Source organism: Microbacterium sp. LMI12-1-1.1 (assembly GCF_040676455.1).
Taxonomy (GTDB): domain Bacteria; phylum Actinomycetota; class Actinomycetes; order Actinomycetales; family Microbacteriaceae; genus Microbacterium.
The window spans coordinates 570,041-585,755 of sequence record NZ_JBEGIA010000016.1 but is presented as its reverse complement, the minus strand read 5'-3'; the positions used below and the strand labels follow the sequence as shown (position 1 = coordinate 585,755).

The following is a 15,715-nucleotide window of genomic DNA, read 5'->3' as shown; positions in this document are numbered from 1 at the left end:
TGCGGCTACGCGACGGCCGCGGTGCGCGGGTCGCGGTGGGTCGCGGTGCGGAACCACGCCGCGAGCGTGCGCCCGTGGGGGCGCTCGACCGCGCGGCCCTGCTCGCGGTGGGCGACCATCAGCTCGTTCTCGCGAACGAGGTCTGCCGCGCGGTGCTGGTCGAGGATGTAGCCGGTGAAGGTGGTGTCGTTCATGAGTCTCTCCTGTCTGCGGCGGAACGTCGGAGGGTTCCGGTTGTGCTGACAGGTACGACTGTCCTCGCTAAGGCGGGTCCGCCCCATCGGGCGATCGCCTTGTCTTGACGGCTGGGGTGCCTTAGACGGACGGCCCCGCGGACTAAGACGGCGCGCACGAGACCGTTGCCGCCGACGAGGCCTCCGGCGCGCCAGGCGGGGCCTCAGCCCGCGACCGGCCGTTTCGGCCGCGCCCAGCGTGCGGGGAGGTCGGGGCCATCCCAGACCTGGATGACGCCCCAGGCCGCGGCGGTGATGGGCACCGCGAGCACGGCGCCGACGATGCCGCCGAGGACCGTGCCCACGGTCAGGGCGACCAGGATGACGAACGCGTGCAGCTTCATCGACCGGCCCATGAGCACGGGCTGCAGGAAGTTGCCCTCGAGCTGGTTGACGAGAACGACCACCCCGACGACCAGGAGGGCGTTGATCGGCCCGTTCGCAACGAGTGCGACGAGCGCGGCCACGATGCCGGCCACTGTCGCGCCCACGATCGGGATGAAGGCGAGCAGGAAGACGAGCACCGAGAGCGGGAGCGCCAGCGGAACCTGAAGGATGAGCAGACCGATCAGGATGCCGATGGCATCGACGGCGGCGACGGTGGCCGTGCCGCGCACGTACGAGCCCAGCACCGTCGTGGTCTTGTCGCCGATGCGGCGCGCGCGCAGGTAGTTCGCCCCGCGGAACGGCCGCAGCATGAACTCCCACATCTGCGGACCGTCCTTGAGGAAGAAGAACAGGATGGTCACCATGAGCACGAGCCCGGTCACGAAGTTCGCGACCGCCCCGACACCGGCGAGCGCGCCGGAGCCGAACTGCGCGCTCGTGACGAAGTCGGTGAGCGTCTTCACCCACTCATCGAGCTGATCAGGCTGCACGAAGTCGAACGGCAGTGTCTGCATCCAGGCGAGCAGACGCTGGAAGCCGTCTTCGGCCTGCGCGTACAGGTCGTCCCACTGGTCGCGCACCGCCCACACGATGAGCCAGCTCAGGAGGCCGAGGATCACCACGATGGCGAGCAGCGTGATCAGCGTCGCGAGGATCGATGGGATGCCGCGCCGCCGCATCCAGCTCATCACCGGGTTGAATGCGCACGCGAGGATCAGCGCGATCACGAGCGGGATCGTGACGAGGGTGAGCTGCTGGATCGCGAAGATGATGCCCGCAGCCACCGTGACGACGACGATGATCTGGATCGAGCGGATGCCGAGCTTGCCGAAGCCGTCGGCCCACAGGCTCCACGGTGCACGGGTGGCGCGCGGCTCCACATCGTGCGACTCGACGACGACGCGCTGCGGGTCGTTCCGGAACAGTCCCATGAGCCGAGGGTATTGGTCCCCGGCATCCGGGGCGTGCGGGTTGCGCGCGTGGCGCGCGCCGACTAGGCGAACGCGCTCATGCCGGTGATGTCGCGGCCGATGAGCAGTGCCTGCACGCTCTCGGTGCCCTCGTACGTGTGGATCGCCTCGATGTCGGCCATGTGCTGCATGACGCCGTTCTCGAGCAGGATGCCGTTGCCGCCGAGCATGTCGCGCGCCGTCGACGCGATCCGTCGTGCGGCGCGGGTGTTGTGGTACTTCGCCAGCGACGCCTGCGTAGGACGCAGTTCGCCGCGCTCCTCGAGGTCGGCCATCCAGCGGCAGTAGAGCTGCATCGCCGTGAGCTCCTCGAGCATGTTCGCGAGGCGCTCCTGCACCATCTGGAACTTGGCGAGGGGCTTGCCGAACTGGATGCGCTGCTGCGAGTAGGCGAGGGCGGCCTCGTAGCAGGCGGTGGCGTGACCGAGCGCCGACCACGCGACACCCGACCGCGTCGAGTAGAGGACGGTCGAGGCATCCTTGAAGCTCTTCGTTCCCGGAAGGACGGCATCGGACGGCACGCGTACACCGTCGAGCACGATGTGCGCCTGATGGATGCCGCGCAGCGACGCCTTGCCCTGGATCACCGTGCCGACATACCCCGGCGTCTCCTGCTCGACGAGGAAGCAGCGCACCGCGCCGTGGAACTCGTCGCCGGGGGCGTCGACGCGCGCCCACACGAACGTGATGCCGCCGGAGGCGCCGTTGCCGATCCACTTCTTGGCGCCGTCGAGCACCCAGTCGTCGCCGGCGCGCCGGGCTGCGGTCTCGAGCGACACCGAGTCCGATCCGTGGTCGGGCTCGGTGAGGGCGAAGGATGCCGGGACCTCGCCGCGGGCGACCGGCACCAGCCAGCGCTCCTGCTGCGCGTCGCTTCCGAACAGCGCGAGGGTGCGCAGGGCGAGGCCGCCCTGGACGGCGAGCACGGTGCCCAGCGACCCGTCGCCGCGGGAGATCTCCATGTTCACCAGGCCCGCCGCCAGGGGCGACAGGCGCGTGAGCGACGGGTGCACGATGCCGTCGTTGAAGAGGTCGAGCTCGCCGGCGCGCATAGCGATGTCGAGGGGATACTCGGCGGTGTCCCACGCGTCGAGCATGCGCGTGCCCACCTCGTCGATGTACGCCTCGGCGCGCTCCCAGGCCTCACGGTCGGCGGCGGGGATGTCGGCGAACACCGCGTAGTAGTCGGTGCCGCGGCGGGCGGTGACGTCGTAGCCTTCGACGCTCTGACCGGGGCGGGGCTGGAAATCGGTCACGATCGGGCTCCTGACGCGTGCGGACGGATGGTGAGGCATCCGGTTCGGGTGGAACTGAATCCCACCGACCATAGTACTCAGTGTCACCCGTTCCGTCTCGGTCGCCACCGAGCGGCCGGTCGTTGAGCGAGCTTGCGAGTCGAAACGCAGAGACGTCTGCTAACGTGGGAAAACCGACCAGCCGGTATGTCGCAAGGAGGCGCCATGACCCCTATCGACCACACCCGTCGCTTCGAAGGCACGGTGTCGCTCGTGACAGGCTCCAGCCGCGGCATCGGCTTCGCGATCGCCCGGCGCATCGTCGACGAGGGCGGGGCGGTCGTGCTCACGGGTCGCAAGCAGGACGCGCTCGACGCTGCGATCGCGGAGCTCGGCGACGCCGCCTCGGCGGTTGCCGGTCGCGCCGACGACGCCGATCATCGCGCCGCCGTGTTCGCGCACATCACGGAGCGCCACGGCGGTCTCGACCACCTCGTCAACAACACCGGCATCAACCCGGTGTACGGCCCGATCGTCGACATCGACGCCGAGGCCGCGCGCAAGATCCTCGAGGTCAACGTGGTCGCCACCCTCGACTGGACGCGCGCCGCGCTCGCCGCAGGGCTCTCCCGCTCCGTCGTCAACATCGCCTCGGTCGCCGGTCTCGGCGCCAGCCCCGGCATCGCGTTCTACGGCATCTCGAAGGCCGCGCTCATCAACCTCACCGCGCAGCTCGCGTACGAGTTGGCGCCCGGCATCCGCGTGAACGCCGTCGCTCCGGCCGTGATCAAGACGGCCTTCGCCCGGGCCCTGTACGAAGGGCACGAGGCCGAGGCAGCCGCCGCCTATCCTCTGGCGAGGCTCGGCGAGCCGGCCGACGTCGCCGGCCCGGTCGCGTTCCTCCTCTCGGACGACGCCGCGTGGATCACCGGCCAGACGGTCGCGATCGACGGCGGTGCCGGCATCCGTCCCCTCACGTGACGGGAAGCGCGACCGGTTCGGGTGAAGGATGAAGGCATGAAGGATTCCCACGTCGCCGACGACGTCACCCGCGCCGCCGTCGAGCTGTTCGCCCGCCAGGGGTACGCCAACACGAGCGTGCAGCAGATCGTCGAGGCCGCCGGCGTCACCAAGGGCGCGATGTACCACTACTTCGAGTCCAAGGACGATCTGCTCTTCGGCATCTACGAGCGGCTGCTGACGCTGCAGAAGGCGCACCTGGATCAGATCATCGCCCGCGGCGGCACCGTCGACGACGTGCTGCGCGCGGTCTGCGTCGACGTGCTCGAGACCTCGATCGACTCCATGGAGGAGGGGGCGGTGTTCTTCCGCAGCCTCAACATGCTGTCGGCGCCCCGCCAGCAGGAGGTCACCCGCCGCCGGCGCGCCTATCACGACGAGTTCGCCGAGCTCATCTCGCGCGGGCAGTCCGAGGGCCTGTACCGCACCGACATCCCGCTCGCGATGCTCGTCGCCCACTTCTTCAGCGACGTGCACTACCTCTCGCACTGGTATTCGCCCGAGGGTCCCGAAGACAAGACGCTCGTCGCCGAGCAGCTGACCGACCTGTTCCTGACCAGTCTGAGGAGAACGGATGCCGGAACCTGATCTGAGCGTCGATGCTGACGCCGCCGCGGCGGTCGTGCCCGCGTCGATGCGCGCGTGGCGCGTGACACGGCTCGGTGAGCCCGCCGAAGCGCTGTCGCTCGACACCGTGCCGGTCCCCGCGCCGGGAGCGGGGGAGGTGCTCGTGAGGGTCGCGGCCGTCGCGGCCAACTTCCCCGATGTGCTGCTGTGCCGGGGCGAGTACCAGGTGAAGCCCGAGCTTCCGTTCTCGCCGGGAATCGAGCTCGTCGGCACGGTCGCCGCCCTGGGTCCCGGGGTCTCGGGGGCCACCGTCGGGGAGCGGGTCGTCGGGTCGAAGATCGGTGTGCTGTCGGAATACGTGGTGCTGCCGGCATCCGACGTGTGGGCCGCCCCTGCTTCGCTGTCCGACGCCGAAGCCGCGGGGCTCACCGTCGCGTACCAGACGGCGTGGTTCGGCCTCCACCGGCGTGCGGCGCTGCAGTCGGGAGAGTGGCTGCTCGTGCACGCCGCCGCGGGTGGCGTGGGTCTTGCCGCAGTGCAGCTGGGCGTCGCCGCCGGCGCGCGGGTCATCGGCGTGGTCGGCTCCGACGCGAAGGCAGCGGTGGCCCGCGCGGCGGGCGCCGAGGTCGTGCTCGTGCGCGGCGTCGACGACCTCGTCGCCGGGGTCAAGTCCGCGACGGGCGGCCACGGCGCCGACGTCGTGTTCGACCCGGTCGGCGGCGCGGCGTTCGACGCATCGACCAAGTGCATCGCGTTCGAGGGGAGGATCGTGGTGGTCGGCTTCGCCGGCGGCACGATCCCGACCGTGCCCGCCGGGCACGTGCTGGTCAAGAACTACTCGGTGGTGGGGCTGCATTGGGGAATGTACCCCGGTGTACGTCCCGACCTCATCGAGATGGCCCGTGCGGAGCTGACCCGGCGCGCCGACGAGGGGTCGGTGCGGCCGGTGGTCGACCACGTCGTGCCGTTCGATCGCGCGCCCGAGGCGCTGACGGCGCTCGCGTCGGGCACCACGGTGGGCCGTGTCGTCATCGAGGTGGCCTCGTGAGCGCGAATCGGTTCGGGCTCGACGGCCGGGTCGCGCTCGTCACCGGCGGCGCCCGCGGCATCGGGGCGGCGTACGTGCGGGCGCTGCACGAGTCCGGTGCGCGCGTCGTGATCGCCGACATCCTCGACGACGACGGGGCGGCGCTCGCCGCAGAGCTCGGCGATCGCGCGCTGTTCGCGCACCTCGATGTGACCGACGAGCAGGAGTGGGATGCCGCGGTCCAGGCGTCCGCCGACGCGTTCGGCGCCGTCGACGTCCTGGTGAACAACGCCGGCATCGCCAACGCCGCGCCCATCGAACACCTCACCACCGAGAAGTGGAACGCCGTCATCGCCGTGAATCTCACCGGCGTCTTCTTCGGCTGCCGCGCGGTCGTGCCCATCATGAAGGCGCAGGGACACGGCTCCATCATCAACATCTCGTCGGTCGAGGGCATGCGGGGGAGTCCGGGGCTGCACGGCTACACCGCCGCCAAGTTCGGCGTGCGCGGACTGTCGCAGTCGCTCGCCGTCGAACTCGGGCCGTTCGGCATCCGGGTCAATTCGGTGCATCCGGGGTTCATCAACACGCACATGACGACGCGCATCGACCCCGCGCATCTCGACATCCCGCTCGGGCGGCCGGGCGAGCCGTCGGATCTCGCCGGCACCATCGTCTTCCTCGCCTCGGATGCCTCGTCGTTCACGAGCGGAGCCGAGTTCGTCGTCGACGGCGGCATGATCGCCGGCATCCCGCACAAGTAGGCGCGGTCCGGCCCCGAGACGCGTTTCGTCTCACTGCGCTCGCTCAACGACCGCGTGTCGTGCGTCGCCGAGGGTCCTCGAGCGGCGGAGCGCAGACGCGACCCGGTCGTTGAGCGGCGGAGCGCAGCGAGTGCCCGGTCGTTGAGCGAGGGAGCGCAGACGCGACCCGGTCGTTGAGCGCGGGAGCGCAGCGAGTACCCGGTCGTTGAGCGAGGGAGCGCAGCGAGTGCCCGGTCGTTGAGCGAGGGAGCGCAGCGAGTACCCGGTCGTTGAGCGAGGGAGCGCAGCGAGTGCCCGGTCGTTGAGCGGCGGAGTGCAGCGGGTGCCCGGTCGTTGAGCGAGGGAGCGCAGCGACCGAGACGAAACGCGCCGCACGGCCCGCGTCTCGCCTCACATCACGATCGTGCAACAAGAACATACCGCCCGGTCGGTTTCTGCGCTACAGTGAGCGCACCCGACACGAAGAGGTGCCGATGAACGTACGATCCGATGCCGACGACCGCGCTCCCGCGCGGCTCGACGTGAGCGACCTGAGCGTCGCATTCGGCGGCCTGACCGCGCTCGACGGCGTCTCGTTCGACGTCCGTCCCGGCGACGTGGTCGCGCTCATCGGGCCCAACGGCGCCGGCAAGACCACCGTCTTCAACGCGGTCTGCGGGCTCGTCCGGCGCCGCGGCGAGGTGCGCATCGACGGCGCCGCCGCACCGCGGCGCACCGCCGCACTGAGCGCGCGCGGCGTCTCGCGCACCCTGCAGGGGCTCGGCCTGTTCGCCGGACTCACCGCGCGCGAGAACGTCCTGCTGCCCGTGTCGGGCCGGCGCGACGCCGACGATCTGGTCGCGGCGCAGCTGCGCGCGCTCGACCTCGACGACCTGGCCCATCGCCCGGTGACCACGCTGTCGTATCCCGACCGCAAGCGGGTGGCGCTCGCCCGCGCCCTCGTCACGTCCCCACGCCTGCTGCTGCTCGACGAGCCGGCGGGCGGTCTGGGCGCCGACGACATCGCGGGCCTCGGCGATGTCATCGCGCGGGTTGCCGAGACCGGCTGCGCGGTGCTGCTCGTCGAGCATCACGTCGACTTCGTCATGGGTCTCGCCGACCGCATCGTGGTGCTGGACTTCGGCCGCGTCATCGCCCGCGGAACCCCCGACGAGGTGCGCACGGATCCGCGGGTCGAAGAGGCGTACCTCGGCGTGAAGGCCCGCGCATGAGACGGGCGGACGCACAGCCGCAGGCGGTGGCGCACCGCGGCGCGCTCGAGATCCGCGACCTCACCGTGGGGTACGGCGGGGCGCCTGTGCTCCACGGCGTCGGCTTCGCGCTCGCTCCGGGCGAGGCCGTGGCGCTCCTGGGTGCGAACGGCGCCGGCAAGACCACCCTCCTGCGCACGCTCGCCGGGCTGGTGCCGGCGGCATCCGGCGCCCTCGTCCTCGACGGCGACGACCTCGCGGACCTGCGCACCGAGGACCGTGCCCGCCGAGGCCTCGCCCTCGTGCCGGACGGGCAGAGCGTGGTCGCCGAGCTCACGGTCGACGAGAATCTGCGACTCGGTGCGCTCTGGCGGCATCGCGGGGCACCGCGCGAGCGCGCCATCGCGGAGATCTACGACCTGTTCGAGCCCCTCGCCCGTCGCCGCGCGAGCGCAGGGCACCAGCTGTCCGGCGGAGAGCGGCAGATGCTCGCCGTCGGGCGCGCGCTGATCGCCGAGCCCGTGCTCCTCGCGCTCGACGAGCCGTCGCTGGGGCTCGCGCCCCTCGTCGTGGCGCAGCTGATGGGGACACTGCGGGATGCCGCCGCCAGCCGTGGGCTGACCGTGCTGCTCGCCGAGCAGAACGTCACCAGCGCTCTGTCGATCGCCGATCGCGGCGTCGTGCTCGACCTCGGCCGCGTCGTGGCGGACGCGCCGGCCGCGGCCCTCGCCGCCGATGAGACCCTCCGACACGCCTACCTGGGATTCTGATGGACCGACTGCTCTTCCTCCTGGCCACCGGCCTCGCGCGCGGCGCGATCTTCGCGCTGTTCGCGCTGTCCCTGGTGCTGATCTGGCGCGCCGCGCGCATCGTGAACTTCGCGCAGGGCGCGATGGCACTCGTCGCGACGTACGCCGCGTTCGCGGTGACCGGCCTCACCGGCTCGTACTGGGCGGGCCTGGCGGCCGGGCTCATCGCCGGCGCCGCGCTCGGTCTCGGCGTGGAACGCGGACTGATGCGCTTCGCCCCGCACAGCAGCCCGCTGTCGGGAGTGATCGTGGCCATCGGGCTGGTGATGGTGCTGCAGTCGCTGCTCGGCATCCTGTTCGGGGCGCAGTACCGTCCGATGCGCGCGCCGTTCGACGACAGCCCGATCACGATCGGCGGCGTGCCGCTGCTGTCGCCGTACGACGTGTTCGTCCTCGTCGTGGCTCTTGCGGTCATGGCGGTGCTCGCGCTGCTGTTCACCCGCACATCGCTCGGGCTCCAGCTGCGCGCCTCGGCCTTCGCCCCCGAGGTGTCGCGTGTGCTGGGCGTGCGGGTGGGCCGCATGGTCACGATCGGCTGGATGCTGTCGGCCGCGGTCGCCGCGCTGGCCGCCATGCTGCTCGTGCCCACCGAGCTGGGGCTCAACCCGCACGCGACCGACATGCTGTTCGTCTACGCCTTCGCCGTGGCCGTTGTCGGCGGGCTGGACTCGCCGGTAGGCGCGCTGGTCGGCGGGCTGGTCGTCGGAGTCGCGATGACCCTCGTGACCGGGTACCTCGGCGCGACCGTCGCACCCATCGGCGTGCTGGTGCTGCTCGTCGGGGTGCTGCTCGTGCGACCAGGCGGCATCTTCTCGCTGCGGGAGGCGAGGAGCGCATGACCCGCCTGCTTCCCTCGCTGCGCGGCATCCCTCGCGTGCTCGTCTTCGGTGCCGTGCTCACGCTGATCGCCATCGGCGGCACCTTCCTGCTCGACCCGTATCGCAACTTCCAGCTCGCCACGGTGGCGGCCTACTTCTGCGCGACCGCGGGGCTCACCCTGCTCATCGGGCAGAGCGGGCAGCTCTCGCTCGGGCAGGCCGCTCTCATGGCCGCAGGCGGTTACGGCTACGCGCTGACGGCGAATGCGATGACGGATGCCGGGATCACCGGCATCCCGCGATTCCTGACGGGCATGCTGGTCGCGGTCGTCGTGTCGGCCGCACTCGGCTGGCTGCTGGGGCTCGCCGCGGCGCGCCTGCGCGGACCGTACCTCGCCGGCGTGACACTCACGCTCGTCATCGCGGTGCCCGCCGTCGCGGCCGTGTTCTCGGGCGTGCTGCGCGGCGACCAGGGTGTGCAGATCGCCTACGACGGCGTGCCGCCCGTGCTCGAGCGGCTCATCGCCGTCGAGCAGTGGCAGGCGTGGGTCGCGATCATCGTGGCGGGCGTCGTCGTCACCGCGCTCGCCGCGCTCGCCGGCGGACGCCTCGGACTGCGCATGCGGGCGGTGCGCGAGGACGAGACCGCCGCGCGGCTCAACGGCGTGCGCTCCGGCAGGGTGAAGGTCACCGCGTTCACGGTCAGCTCCATCGCGGCCGGGGCGGGCGGCGCGGTGCTCTGCTTCGTCACGCAGTCGGTGAGCCCGGGCGCGTACACCCTCGCGTTCTCGCTGCTGCTCGTCGTCGCGGTCGTGCTCGGCGGACTCGGCAGCATCGGCGGCGCGGCGATCGGGTCCGCGCTCATCGTGCTGCTGCCGTGGCTGCTCGGGACCGCCACGGCCGCGCTGCCGCTGTCGGCCGAGGTCGCGCAGCGGCTGTCGGGCAACCTCTCGATCCTCGTCTTCGGCCTGCTCCTCATCGTGGTCATGCTCGCGTGGCCCGGCGGGCTCGCCGGCCTCCGGCGCCGGCGACGTCGCACGGCGCGCCTTCCCGTCGCGCCCTCGCACGCGGCCGTCGTCGCCGATACGTCGACCGAGTCGGGCCCCGCGTCGTCGGCCCACGAACCGTCCGCAGCTGCGGCCGCCGGGTCGCGGCATCCGTGATCGTCCACTCGTCCCGCACCACCCACACCACACAGAAAGAGGTGACCATGTCACAGCACTCCCTCACACGCCGCGTCGCGGCGCTGGTCGGCGCATCTGCCGTCGCCGTCGCGCTCGCCGGCTGCAGCACGCCCGCCGCCCCGGGCGGGGCCGACGAGGCCGTTCCCGGCGTCAGCGACGACACCGTGACGATCGGCACGCACACGCCGCTGACCGGGCCGGCTGCCGCGGGCTACGCGTCGATCTCGGCGGCCGCGACGGCCTATTTCGCCTATCTGAACGAGAACGGCGGCGTCCACGGCCGCGACATCGAGTACATCGTCAAGGACGACGGCTACAACCCCGCGAACACGCAGACCGTGGTCCGCGAGCTCGTGCAGGAGGACGAGGTCTTCGCGATCGTGAACGGCCTCGGCACGCCGACGCACACCGCCGTGCTCGACTACCTCACCCAGAACGACGTGCCCGACCTGTTCGTGGCCTCGGGCTCGACCAGCTGGAACCAGCCGGAGAAGTACCCGAACACGTTCGGGTTCAACGCCGACTACGTCGTCGAGGGTGCCGCGCTCGCGCAGTACGCGGCCGACGAGTACCCCGACAAGGTCGTGTGCCTGCTCGGGCAGGACGACGACTTCGGCGACGAGATGATCGAGGGCGCGGAGCTGGCCCTCGGCGCCGACGGGCTCGCCCAGGTCGAGCGGTACTCGGTCTCGAACCAGGACGTCGCGGCGCAGATCGGCGCCCTCAAGGCGGCCGGGTGTGAGATCAACATCCTCGCGACCATCAACGGCTTCACGGCGCTCGCCGTCGGGACCGCCGCGCAGCTGGGGTGGTTCCCGATGTGGTTCTCGTCGTCGTCTGGCGCGAGCTACGAGACGCTCGTCGAGTACCTCGGCGCCGACGTGGGACCCAAGCTGCTGCAGGGCCTCGTGGGCACCAACTACCTGCCGGCCGCGGGCGGCGACTCGGAGTGGGTCTCTCTCTTCCGGCAGATCAACGACGAGTACAACGACGGCGCGCCGTTCGACGGAAACACCGTCTACGGTATGAGCGTCGCATACCTGTTCGCCGAGGCGCTCGAGGCCGCGGGCGAGAACCCGACGCGGGAGTCGCTGATCGACGCCGTCAGCGCCGGCGATCTCGCCGGCAACGGCATCCTTCCCCTCTCGTTCGGTGAGGACAGCCACGCCGCCTACCTCGGCGCCGGCATCACGACCGTCGACCAGGGCGTGCAGGACTACGTCGGGGCGACCTACGCGGTCGACGGAGGAACCGTGACCACGGTCGACCCGTCGCCCGTGGCGCTCTCGGGCGAGGGCGTTCCCGGGTCCTGATCCCGCTGCGAACGGCCCGGGCCCTGCGGTCCGGGCCGTTGGCGTCGCCGCCTGCGTCGGCGTCTCCGCTCGCCGTCTGCGCATCCATCGACGGCGAGACCTCAGTGGGTGGACGAGACCGTGGGGGTTTCCCAGGGTCTCGTCCGCCCACTGGGGTCTCGCGGATCCGGCGAGGGGCGGAGCGTCAGACGACGGGGGAGAACTGTGCGACGAGCTCGCGCTTGAGCACCTTCCCGCTCGAGCCCAGCGGCAGCGACGGCACGAGGTGCACGACGCGCGGGTACTTGTAGGCGGCGATGCGATTACGCACGAACGCCACGACGTCGTCGGGGTCGAGCTCGATGCCGTCGTGCGCCACGACCGCCGCGTGCACCTCCTGGCCGCGGACGTCGTCGTCGACGCCGAACACGGCAGCGACGGCGATGCCGGGATGCCGAGCGAGCACGGCCTCCACCTCGGTCGGGTAGACGTTGTACCCCGACCGCACGATCATGTCCTTCTTGCGGTCGACGATGGTCAGAACCCCGCCGGTGTAGGTGCCCAGGTCGCCGGTGCGGAACCAGCCGTCGACGACGGCGGCGGCCGAGGCATCCGCTCGTCCGAGGTAACCCTTGAACAGGTTGTGCCCGCGCACGACGATCTCGCCGAGGGCGTCGTGCGCGTCGACCAGCACGACGGTCTCGTCGACGTCGGGGTCGGCGATCGCGACGTCCACGCCCCAGAGGGCGCGGCCGACGGTGCCCGGCCGGATCGGCTCGCGCAGCGGGTTCGACGACACGGTGGGTGCGGTCTCGGTGAGGCCGTACCCCTCGTGGACGTCGGCGCCGAAGGCATCGCGAAAAGCCTCGAGGACGGCGACCGGCAGCGCGGCCCCGCCCGAGACCGCGTAGCGCAGCGGAGGGCGGGCGGACGAGCGGCGGGCGGCCTCCAGCATCCCCACGTACATCGTGGGCACGGCCGTGAACACCGTCGCGCCGAGGTCTGCCGTGAGCGCGAGCGCCTCGTCGGCGTCGAACCGCGGCAGCAGGATGACGGATGCCCCGACTCGCAGCGCGATGTTCATCACGGCGGTCTGCCCGAAGGTGTGGAAGAGCGGCAGCCCGCCGAACACGACATCGTCGGCGCGCAGGTCGAAAGCGTCGATGAGCGTCGTGTGCACCTGTTCGACGATCGACAGGTGCGAGCCGACGGCGCCCTTGGGCGTGCCGGTGGTGCCGCTCGTGTACAGGATGGTCGCCGCATCCAGCGGGCCGACGGGCTCGTGGCGGGGGATGGGCTCCGCGGCGGCGGCCTCGGCTTCCAGGCGGGGCAGGTCCGCGCCGGCATCGGCCGGGAGCAGCACCGTGACCAGCGGCACGCCGGCCGCCGCGGCGGCGGGCACCGCTTCGCCCAGCAGCGGGGCGGCGACCACGAGCAGGTCTGCGCTCGCGTCGCGGAGCACGTAGGCGATCTCGTCGGCCTTGAAGAGCAGGTGCACCGGCACCACGATCGCGCCGAGCGAGAGCGCGGCGTAGTAGACGCGGGCGAAGTCCGGCACGTTCGGCACCAGCATCGCGACCCGGTCGCCCCGGCCGATGCCGCGTGCGCGCAGCGCGCCGGCGTAGGCGCGCGTCTGGTCCCACAGCTCGCGGTACGTCGTGGTCGTTCCGGCGAAGTGGAAGGCGGTGCGTTCCGCGTGGCGGACGGCCGACTCCGCGAGGATGCTCGCGACCGACAGGGTCGCATAGCCCGCGCCGTCGATGGCCGGGTCGAGGGGATGGGTGGTCATGTCGGGCCTTCCGTCGTCGTTGAGCGGTGGAGGAGTGACCGGATGCCGCCGGTCGCGCGGGCTCAGGCGCGCAGCTGTGCGCGACCGAGGCTCGCCAGGTGGACCTCGTCGGGGCCGTCCGCGATGCGCAGCGAACGGACCCCGGCGTACAGCTCGGCCAACGGGGTGTCGGACGAGACCCCCGCGCCGCCGTGGAGCTGGATGGCACGGTCGATGATCTGCTGCACCGCTCGCGGCACGGCGATCTTGATCGCCTGGATCTCGGTCATCGCGTGCCGGTTGCCCACGGTGTCCATGAGCCAGGCCGTCTTCAGCACGAGCAGGCGCAGGGCTTCGAGCTGGATGCGGGCCTCGGCGATCCACTCGCGCACGACCCCCTGCTCGGACAGCGCGCGCCCGAATGCGTGCCGCGACGACGCGCGCTCGATCATCAGCGCGAGGGCGCGCTCGCCCATGCCGAGCGCGCGCATGCAGTGGTGGATGCGGCCGGGACCGAGCCGCGCCTGCGCGATGGCGAACCCGTCGCCCTCGCCGGAGATGAGGTTCTCGACCGGCACGCGCACCTCGTCGAAGGCCACCTCTGCGTGACCGCCGTGGTCGCGATCGTCGTAGCCGAATACGCTCAGCGGACGCACGATGTGCACCCCGGCGGCGTCGCGGGGGACCAGGATCATGGACTGCTGGCGGTGGCGCGCCGCATCCGGATCCGTCTTGCCCATGACGATGAAGACGGCGGCGTCGGGGTTCATGGCGCCGGTGGACCACCACTTGCGGCCGGTGATCACGTAGTGATCGCCGTCGCGGCGGATGCGGGTGCCGATGTTCGTCGCGTCGGACGACGCCACCTCGGGCTCGGTCATGCAGAACGCCGAACGGATGCGGGCATCCAGCAGCGGCTCGAGCCAGCGCTCCTTCTGCACGGGCGTGCCGAAGTCGTTGAGCACCTCCATATTGCCGGTGTCGGGCGCGGCGCAGTTGAACGCGGCCGGCGCGAGGCGCGGGCTCCAGCCCGTGATCTCGGCGACGGGCGCGTACTGCAGGTTCGTGAGCCCGGCTCCGCCGTGGTCACCGGGAAGGAAGAGGTTCCAGAGGCCCTGTGCGCGGGCCTTCTCCTGCAGCTCGCGCACCACCGGGCGGACCGTCCACTCGTCGGGTGTCGCGGCCAGCTGCTCGTCGAGGACGGGCTCGGCGGGGAGCACATGCTCCTCGAGGAAGGCTCGTGCCCGCTCGGTGTAGTCGAGGGTGGTCGCATCGGGGGCGAAGTCCATCAGTGCACCTCCTGTGTGCCGGCCCCGGCCGCGCCGAGGCCCGTGCGGGCGAGGGGTTCGACGAGCGCGCCCATGCGGTCGAAGCCTTCGCCCACGGTGTCGCCGGCCTGATACCGGAAGTGGATGCCCTCGAGGATCACGGCCAGCTTGTACGCGGCGAACGCGCGGTACCACCGCAGGTCGGGCACGGCGATGCCGGCGCGCTCCGCGTAGGCGTCGGCGAGCTCGTCGAAGGACGGGTAGCCGGCGGCGGTGTCGACGGCGCTGGGCACCACGCCGCCTCCGCCGGGCAGGTCGCCGATGTCCCAGTAGAGGCCGAAGATGCCGAGGTCGACGAGTGGGTCGCCGATGGTCGCCATCTCCCAGTCGAGGATCGCCGAGATCCGCGGGTCATCCGCCTCGCCGACGACCAGCGCGTTGTCGAGGCGATAGTCGCCGTGCACGATCCCGGACCGAGTGGAGGCCGGCACGCCGTCGGCAAGACTCGACTGCAGCGCGTCGAGCACCGGTGTCGCCCGAGAACGCGAAGCACCCAGCTGGCGACGCCACGTCGCGAGCTGACGCTCGAGGTAGCCGTCGGGGCGGCCGAAATCGCCGAGGCCGACGGCGGCGGGATCGACGGCGTGGAGGTCGGCGAGGTGCCGGGCGAGGTCGAGGCTCAGCCGCCGCACGCCATCGGCGGTGTACTCGGCGTTCTGCTCGCGCCGAGCCAGGACGCGGCCCGGAGCGCGCTCCATCACGAAGAAGACGGTGCCGGTGACCTTGGCGGGCCCGGTGTCGTCGACCACGTCGATGGCCTGCGGAACCGGCACCGCAGTACCGGCCAGGGCGGAGATGACGCGATGCTCGCGCCGCATGTCGTGCGCGCTGGACAGCACGTGCCCGAGCGGAGGGCGCCGCACGATGAGCGGGATGCGCGCTCCGTCGATCGCGTACGTGAGGTTGCTGCGCCCCCCGGCGATCACCTCCGCCGTGAGCTCGCCGGCGGCGAGGTCGGGGTGCGCCTCGCGCAGCCACGCGGTCAACCCCGCGACATCCAGTCCCGGAACTCCGGTCATCGTCGACCCTCTCCCCGTCCCCGTCGGCGGGGTGGTGACCTCAGCATACCGGATGGTCGGTTTGTCCGGGTGCGTGCCGAGACGATGAGCCCCGGTTGCTGAG

At 71.5% G+C, this 15,715-nt stretch carries 15 protein-coding genes; 9 read left to right on the top strand and 6 right to left on the bottom strand.

Features of this window, described 5'->3' with window-relative positions:
* Nucleotides 1-5: 5 nt before the first annotated feature.
* The 3 genes from MRBLMI12_RS20695 to MRBLMI12_RS20685 form a co-directional block, all read right to left on the bottom strand.
* Nucleotides 6-194, bottom strand: a complete 189-nt coding sequence (locus MRBLMI12_RS20695) for a hypothetical protein (protein ID WP_349426613.1) — start codon at nt 192-194, stop codon at nt 6-8.
* Nucleotides 195-397: 203 nt separating this feature from the next.
* Complete coding sequence (locus tag MRBLMI12_RS20690; protein WP_363358050.1) at nt 398-1,552, bottom strand: AI-2E family transporter; 1,155 nt, start codon at nt 1,550-1,552, stop codon at nt 398-400.
* Between the two features lie 62 nt (nt 1,553-1,614).
* Nucleotides 1,615-2,847 carry an acyl-CoA dehydrogenase family protein gene (locus MRBLMI12_RS20685; protein ID WP_363358049.1) on the bottom strand — a complete coding sequence of 411 codons (1,233 nt, stop codon included), beginning with the start codon at nt 2,845-2,847 and terminating at the stop codon, nt 1,615-1,617.
* A gap of 204 nt (nt 2,848-3,051) precedes the next feature.
* Between MRBLMI12_RS20685 and MRBLMI12_RS20680 the strand changes: the two genes are divergently transcribed.
* From MRBLMI12_RS20680 to MRBLMI12_RS20640, 9 genes are all read left to right on the top strand, one after another.
* Nucleotides 3,052-3,807: an SDR family oxidoreductase gene (locus MRBLMI12_RS20680; protein WP_363358048.1), complete on the top strand. Its 756-nt coding sequence runs from the start codon at nt 3,052-3,054 to the stop codon at nt 3,805-3,807.
* A 36-nt stretch (nt 3,808-3,843) separates the two neighbouring features.
* Nucleotides 3,844-4,434: a TetR/AcrR family transcriptional regulator gene (locus MRBLMI12_RS20675; protein WP_363358047.1), complete on the top strand. Its 591-nt coding sequence runs from the start codon at nt 3,844-3,846 to the stop codon at nt 4,432-4,434.
* Nucleotides 4,421-5,461 (top strand): NADPH:quinone oxidoreductase family protein, encoded by a 1,041-nt coding sequence (locus MRBLMI12_RS20670; protein WP_363358046.1) that lies wholly within the window; start codon nt 4,421-4,423, stop codon nt 5,459-5,461. The genes MRBLMI12_RS20675 and MRBLMI12_RS20670 overlap by 14 nt, the downstream gene beginning before the upstream one ends.
* The gene (locus MRBLMI12_RS20665) at nt 5,458-6,204 is read left to right on the top strand and encodes a glucose 1-dehydrogenase (protein ID WP_363358045.1); all 747 of its coding nucleotides are present in this window, start codon (nt 5,458-5,460) and stop codon (nt 6,202-6,204) included. The genes MRBLMI12_RS20670 and MRBLMI12_RS20665 overlap by 4 nt, the downstream gene beginning before the upstream one ends.
* Before the next feature lie 473 nt (nt 6,205-6,677).
* Nucleotides 6,678-7,415, top strand: coding sequence for an ABC transporter ATP-binding protein (locus MRBLMI12_RS20660; protein WP_363358044.1), 738 nt, complete (start codon nt 6,678-6,680; stop codon nt 7,413-7,415).
* Nucleotides 7,412-8,164 (top strand): ABC transporter ATP-binding protein, encoded by a 753-nt coding sequence (locus tag MRBLMI12_RS20655; RefSeq protein WP_363358043.1) that lies wholly within the window; start codon nt 7,412-7,414, stop codon nt 8,162-8,164. The genes MRBLMI12_RS20660 and MRBLMI12_RS20655 overlap by 4 nt, the downstream gene beginning before the upstream one ends.
* Nucleotides 8,164-9,042, top strand: coding sequence for a branched-chain amino acid ABC transporter permease (locus MRBLMI12_RS20650; protein WP_363358042.1), 879 nt, complete (start codon nt 8,164-8,166; stop codon nt 9,040-9,042). The genes MRBLMI12_RS20655 and MRBLMI12_RS20650 overlap by 1 nt, the downstream gene beginning before the upstream one ends.
* Nucleotides 9,039-10,184 carry a branched-chain amino acid ABC transporter permease gene (locus MRBLMI12_RS20645; protein WP_363358041.1) on the top strand — a complete coding sequence of 382 codons (1,146 nt, stop codon included), beginning with the start codon at nt 9,039-9,041 and terminating at the stop codon, nt 10,182-10,184. The genes MRBLMI12_RS20650 and MRBLMI12_RS20645 overlap by 4 nt, the downstream gene beginning before the upstream one ends.
* A 47-nt stretch (nt 10,185-10,231) precedes the next feature.
* The gene (locus tag MRBLMI12_RS20640) at nt 10,232-11,518 is read left to right on the top strand and encodes an ABC transporter substrate-binding protein (RefSeq protein ID WP_363358040.1); all 1,287 of its coding nucleotides are present in this window, start codon (nt 10,232-10,234) and stop codon (nt 11,516-11,518) included.
* Nucleotides 11,519-11,702: 184 nt separating this feature from the next.
* Here the strand turns inward: MRBLMI12_RS20640 and MRBLMI12_RS20635 are convergent, their stop codons facing one another.
* The 3 genes from MRBLMI12_RS20635 to MRBLMI12_RS20625 all read right to left on the bottom strand — a co-directional run bounded on the left by MRBLMI12_RS20635 (nt 11,703) and on the right by MRBLMI12_RS20625 (nt 15,612).
* The gene (locus tag MRBLMI12_RS20635; protein WP_363358039.1) at nt 11,703-13,286 is read right to left on the bottom strand and encodes an AMP-binding protein; all 1,584 of its coding nucleotides are present in this window, start codon (nt 13,284-13,286) and stop codon (nt 11,703-11,705) included.
* A gap of 62 nt (nt 13,287-13,348) precedes the next feature.
* Nucleotides 13,349-14,554 (bottom strand): acyl-CoA dehydrogenase family protein, encoded by a 1,206-nt coding sequence (locus MRBLMI12_RS20630; protein ID WP_363358038.1) that lies wholly within the window; start codon nt 14,552-14,554, stop codon nt 13,349-13,351.
* The gene (locus MRBLMI12_RS20625; protein WP_363358037.1) at nt 14,554-15,612 is read right to left on the bottom strand and encodes a phosphotransferase family protein; all 1,059 of its coding nucleotides are present in this window, start codon (nt 15,610-15,612) and stop codon (nt 14,554-14,556) included. The genes MRBLMI12_RS20630 and MRBLMI12_RS20625 overlap by 1 nt, the downstream gene beginning before the upstream one ends.
* Nucleotides 15,613-15,715 lie beyond the last annotated feature (103 nt).

Coding starts and splice junctions, on each gene's coding strand:
- MRBLMI12_RS20695 (WP_349426613.1), bottom strand. CDS start 194: ATGAACGACACCACCTTCACCGGCTACATCCTCGACCAGCACCGCGCG.
- MRBLMI12_RS20690 (WP_363358050.1), bottom strand. CDS start 1,552: ATGGGACTGTTCCGGAACGACCCGCAGCGCGTCGTCGTCGAGTCGCAC.
- MRBLMI12_RS20680 (WP_363358048.1), top strand. CDS start 3,052: ATGACCCCTATCGACCACACCCGTCGCTTCGAAGGCACGGTGTCGCTC.
- MRBLMI12_RS20675 (WP_363358047.1), top strand. CDS start 3,844: ATGAAGGATTCCCACGTCGCCGACGACGTCACCCGCGCCGCCGTCGAG.
- MRBLMI12_RS20670 (WP_363358046.1), top strand. CDS start 4,421: ATGCCGGAACCTGATCTGAGCGTCGATGCTGACGCCGCCGCGGCGGTC.
- MRBLMI12_RS20660 (WP_363358044.1), top strand. CDS start 6,678: ATGAACGTACGATCCGATGCCGACGACCGCGCTCCCGCGCGGCTCGAC.
- MRBLMI12_RS20655 (WP_363358043.1), top strand. CDS start 7,412: ATGAGACGGGCGGACGCACAGCCGCAGGCGGTGGCGCACCGCGGCGCG.
- MRBLMI12_RS20650 (WP_363358042.1), top strand. CDS start 8,164: ATGGACCGACTGCTCTTCCTCCTGGCCACCGGCCTCGCGCGCGGCGCG.
- MRBLMI12_RS20645 (WP_363358041.1), top strand. CDS start 9,039: ATGACCCGCCTGCTTCCCTCGCTGCGCGGCATCCCTCGCGTGCTCGTC.
- MRBLMI12_RS20640 (WP_363358040.1), top strand. CDS start 10,232: ATGTCACAGCACTCCCTCACACGCCGCGTCGCGGCGCTGGTCGGCGCA.
- MRBLMI12_RS20635 (WP_363358039.1), bottom strand. CDS start 13,286: ATGACCACCCATCCCCTCGACCCGGCCATCGACGGCGCGGGCTATGCG.
- MRBLMI12_RS20630 (WP_363358038.1), bottom strand. CDS start 14,554: ATGGACTTCGCCCCCGATGCGACCACCCTCGACTACACCGAGCGGGCA.
- MRBLMI12_RS20625 (WP_363358037.1), bottom strand. CDS start 15,612: ATGACCGGAGTTCCGGGACTGGATGTCGCGGGGTTGACCGCGTGGCTG.